3 protein-coding genes are annotated in these 4162 nt (G+C 63.5%); 1 reads left to right on the forward strand and 2 read right to left on the reverse strand.

Going from position 1 to position 4162, the window contains the following annotated elements; genetic code table 11:
• Positions 1-59 precede the first annotated feature (59 nt).
• Complete coding sequence (locus tag MTDSW087_RS30550) at positions 60-236, forward strand: hypothetical protein (protein ID WP_186384054.1); 177 nt, start codon at positions 60-62, stop codon at positions 234-236.
• A 349-nt stretch (positions 237-585) separates the two neighbouring features.
• Here MTDSW087_RS30550 and MTDSW087_RS29655 read toward each other — a convergent pair whose 3' ends face one another.
• Positions 586-1005 (reverse strand): hypothetical protein, encoded by a 420-nt coding sequence (locus MTDSW087_RS29655; RefSeq protein ID WP_144769359.1) that lies wholly within the window; start codon positions 1003-1005, stop codon positions 586-588.
• Positions 1006-1174: 169 nt separating this feature from the next.
• Positions 1175-3166 carry a potassium transporter Kup gene (locus tag MTDSW087_RS29660; RefSeq protein WP_144769361.1) on the reverse strand — a complete coding sequence of 664 codons (1992 nt, stop codon included), beginning with the start codon at positions 3164-3166 and terminating at the stop codon, positions 1175-1177.
• Positions 3167-4162 lie beyond the last annotated feature (996 nt).

A 4162-nucleotide genomic window follows, 5' to 3' on the forward strand; every position in this document is an offset into this window, starting at 1 on the left:
CCCTCGTCAGCCTGCCCACCCTGGCAGCCTGATCCTCCCGGCCCAAGCCGGTGATCGCGATGGCTCTCAACGAGCTACACCACGCCAAGGGACACGACCCGTTCGCGCAGCAGGAAATTGCGCGGGCCGCCCAGTCAGTCATCGAGTACCCGCCGATGCAGAAGGGCGCGAGCTTCAACCTCGAATCGGTCAAACAGCAGATTGAGAAGGCGATGTCGCTGCATCACGCCAACTGATACCCAAAGAGGCTGCGCGTCCGCCCATGCAGACTACGCCGTCGTCCTTGTGGATGGCGGCGCTGACCCGCGATGCACAATCAACTGAGCTGATAGAGCGGCAGGACGAGCTGGCCCAATCTACTCTACTCAGATGCGATGAGCACGGGCTGAGGGCCTGATTTAGGTTGAAAATTTTCGCAACCCCCAGCCCGCGGATGACTGCTTTGGAGAAGCCGATTGGTTCGGCCGAATGACCCTAATGGGCGCAATGGCGAAAGTCCGCTTGCGGGCCGTAGGCCGAGGTCCGGTCATGGCGCTGAGCTGCGGCGCGGGCAGATCACAGTCAGGTTTCGATGCCGATAGCTCCTCACCGAGCTTCATCGTGCCCCCGACGATCCGGACAACCTGCTGTCCCTGGAGCCTCCGCGGCCTCATCGGAACCGAGGCGCCATCCGAGCCCAGGAACGTTTGGGCGATCCGGATACGCCTTCAGGTGATCAGGGGGGCTGCGCCACAAGCGTCGCCACCAATAGGAAATCCACCACATGCTACCCAGTTCGATGTCGAAGCGAGAAACAGCGAACTGCACGACGACACCGACAGCAGCGCAGGCGGCCAGGAAGAGAACCGGCAGCGTTGCGTAGTCGAGCGCGACGTCTCGTCGGATCCAGCCGAGGTAGCCGGCGGCCAGGAGCGCTGGGCTGGCAAACAGCAGGCACACGATGCAGATGCCCGCGATTGCCGCCGCCGGAACGCCAACAATGATAAGGATGGCACGCCAGATCATGGTGCCCTCTACCGGCTGGAACATCCTGCGCCAGCGGAATTACCGCCGAAACAGCCATGAAGGGAGCCCGAGATGCCCAAGGTAGCTTTTGGATCTCCTAACACAACCGTTTCCCGCGCCCGCTAAGTGATCGAAATTGCCAGCGCCGAACCAGTTCAGATAGATGCTTTTAGATTTCGATCTCAGTGCCGACTTCGACGACTTGTCGCGCGGGAATGCCGAAGAATGCCCCTGTACTCTCCGCATTGCGCTTCATGAAAGAGAAAAGTCCGCCCCGCCAAATCCAGAATGCCGAGTTCGAAGGCGACGGCAAAATCACCTCGTGGCCGACAAAGTAGGTCATATCCTCAAGATACTGGGGCGGCAGCAGACCGCTGGCCACGGCGCATTGCAGACCCTCAGGAATCGAAGCTTTTTGCATGAAGCCGTAGCGAAGCACCACGCGCTCCATGCCCGGCGTGTACTTCGAGATCGCCTTTCGAATGCCTTCAGCGACGAGGGTGACTTGCGCCCGCTCCTCAGCCGGAATCACCGGCTTCTCCTCATAGATGACGGTGACGAGCAGGATGCGCTCGTGCAGACAGTGGCTGCGCTCGACCAGGCGTCCCAGCGCCATCGGGATGCCGTCGGTCGCTACGGTGAGGAAGGCCGCCGTGCCGCGCAGCGTAACCGGTGGGTGCGTTGTGAGGCGCGCAAGGAAGGTCGCTTCGGATTGCCGCATGCTCGCGCGCACCGCTTCCAGCGCGCGGTTGCCCTTCAACCACGTCAGCATCGGGAAAGCGACGATACAGGCGAGGACTAGGGGAAACCAGCCACCTTCCAGCAGCTTGGCGCTATTGGCGGCGAGAAAGACCAAGTCGATGACGAGGAAGAAGCCGTTGACCGCGAGGACGGCGAATGGATTGTACCCCCACTTCAGGGCGATCAGCGCGGCCAACAGTGTCGTGATCGCCATGAGCCCCGAGACGGCAATGCCATATGCTCCGCCCAGCGCGTCAGAGGAACCGAACAGGACGACCGCGGTCAGCGTCGCGATGGCGAGCAGCCAATTCACAGCGGGCACATAGATCTGCCCGCGCTCCTCCTCGGCGGTGTGGACGACGCGCATGGCAGGCAGGAAACCCAGCTGGATCGCCTGCTGCGTCAACGAGAAGGCCCCAGAGATGATCGACTGTGACGCGATCACCGTGGCGAGCGTCGCGAGCGCGACCAATGGGTAGTGCAGCCAATCCGGGGCGAGACGGAAGAAGGGATTCTCGATGGCGTTCGGCTCCGCGATGAGCAGGGCGCCTTGTCCACAGTAGTGGATGAAGAGCGCCGGCAGGACGATGCCGAACCACGAGACCCGGATCGGGGTCGCGCCGAAATGCCCGAGGTCGGCATACATCGCCTCACCGCCCGTGAGCGCGAGAAAGGCAGCTCCCAGCACGGCGAATGCGATGCCCCAGCCCGCATGGACGAGGAAACCCACTGCCCGCCAGGGGTTGATCGCGGCCAAGATTTCGGGGCTGTGCAGGATGCTCGGGATGGCGAGCAAGGTGATGACCACGAACCAGACAAGCATGACCGGGCCGAACACCCTTCCGATAGCAGCAACCCCTTTGTGTTGGACCAGAAATAGGCCGATCAGGATCACGATGGTGATCGGTACGATGAAGGGCGTGAGCACCGGCGCGTCGACCTTGAGTCCTTCTATGGCCGAGAGCACGGAGATGGCGGGTGTGATGGCCCCGTCGCCGTAGAGCAGCGCCGCACCGATCAGCCCGACGACGAGGAGCAGACCCCGCCAAGTCCCAGCCTCGGCATGCCGCGCTCCGAGAAGTGCCAGCATCGCGACGATACCACCCTCGCCGCGGTTGTCGGCCCGCAGGACGAGGATCGCGTACTTCAAGGAGACGACGAGGATGAGCGACCACAGGATCAGTGAGACGCCGCCGATGGCGGCCTCCGGAACCGCGGCGCCTCCTCCAGTCGCAGCTTTCATCCCTTCCTTGAAGGCGTATAGCGGGCTGGTGCCGATGTCGCCGTAGACGACGCCGAGCGCGCCGAGCATGAGAGCCGGCTTGGCGCCGCCTCCGACCGAGCCGGGTTTGCGCGTCACCGGCGCGGGGGGTAGGTCCGCAATGGCGACCGACCCACCCTTGCTGTTAGCCTGGCTCATCCGCGATCTCCGGTCCCGTCCGACGAGCTTGTCGCGGAGGTTGGGATGCCGTCCGCACCAGTCCGAACAGAGCTTCGCGCGGCGGGCCTACGGCGTCACCGACTAGGACCGACCAATCGCTTGAGTAGGCGAGAACGATGCAATTCGAGTTCTCAAATTTTCGCGATCCAGCGTATTGAATATTCGTTTCGACGTGTATCGCTCCCTCTCGCATCCTAATCGAAGGGGTCTGCTGCCAAGCTTTTCGAAAAGATCCGCCATGAGTGGAAGTTGGCTCGATGCCCGGTAGCAGACATTCCGTTTCGGAAGGTCAACCGAGCGAAATCGACCCCACTCGGCCCTTCGGTCTGTCCTTGCTCTACCCGAACTCCTGCCCCCTGCCGGACCTTCGGCCCTGCGGGTTCGGATGTCCGTTCCGGACGAAGAAGCAGACGTGACAGCGGCGGCCACGGCATCAGGAGGTTGTGTCACATTAAACGGAAGGCCTCCCGACGCGGCGGGAAGCGATCGCGCGGGCCCGCGAACTGGAGCCCGGCAAGAAGCCCAACGTGGCGCGGGTCCGTAACACGAAGGCCGGCGGGCACGACCAGTTCCAAGAGACCCGCTAGGCAGGCACGCGCGTGCCCGGCGACCGGCTCGGAGGGTGTCGGCGCGCCTCCCGGAGGCAAGCGTCGCCGACGACCGAGGGAACCTCGACGCCCCGCTTCGAGGCCGCCCGTCGGCCTGTGCGCTCGGCGTGACCGGAGCCCTCGGTGGGAAAGCGGAAATCGGCTCGCCGCCCAGAAGCGGACGTTCCGCCCTGTCCCCCCAACCGGTCATCCGACCGTGTTCGCAGCATCTTCGAAACAGACATGGACGCCTTGCTGGCGTGCATACGGCGCCTCTGTACCAAGAGCTCTAGGTCGCGAACCCATAACGGTGGGCACGGGTGAGGCGTGCCGTCGTTAACCCTCTGGCGAGGGAGGGTTCTGGATGGCGCGGTTCGACCTGACGGAT

Origin of the sequence: Methylobacterium dankookense (genome assembly GCF_902141855.1) — a bacterium.
Taxonomy (GTDB): domain Bacteria; phylum Pseudomonadota; class Alphaproteobacteria; order Rhizobiales; family Beijerinckiaceae; genus Methylobacterium; species Methylobacterium dankookense.

Bases quoted from the DNA above. Each gene is read 5' to 3' on its own strand.
- MTDSW087_RS30550 (WP_186384054.1), top strand. From the start codon at position 60: ATGGCTCTCAACGAGCTACACCACGCCAAGGGACACGACCCGTTCGCG.
- MTDSW087_RS29655 (WP_144769359.1), bottom strand. From the start codon at position 1,005: ATGATCTGGCGTGCCATCCTTATCATTGTTGGCGTTCCGGCGGCGGCA.
- MTDSW087_RS29660 (WP_144769361.1), bottom strand. From the start codon at position 3,166: ATGAGCCAGGCTAACAGCAAGGGTGGGTCGGTCGCCATTGCGGACCTA.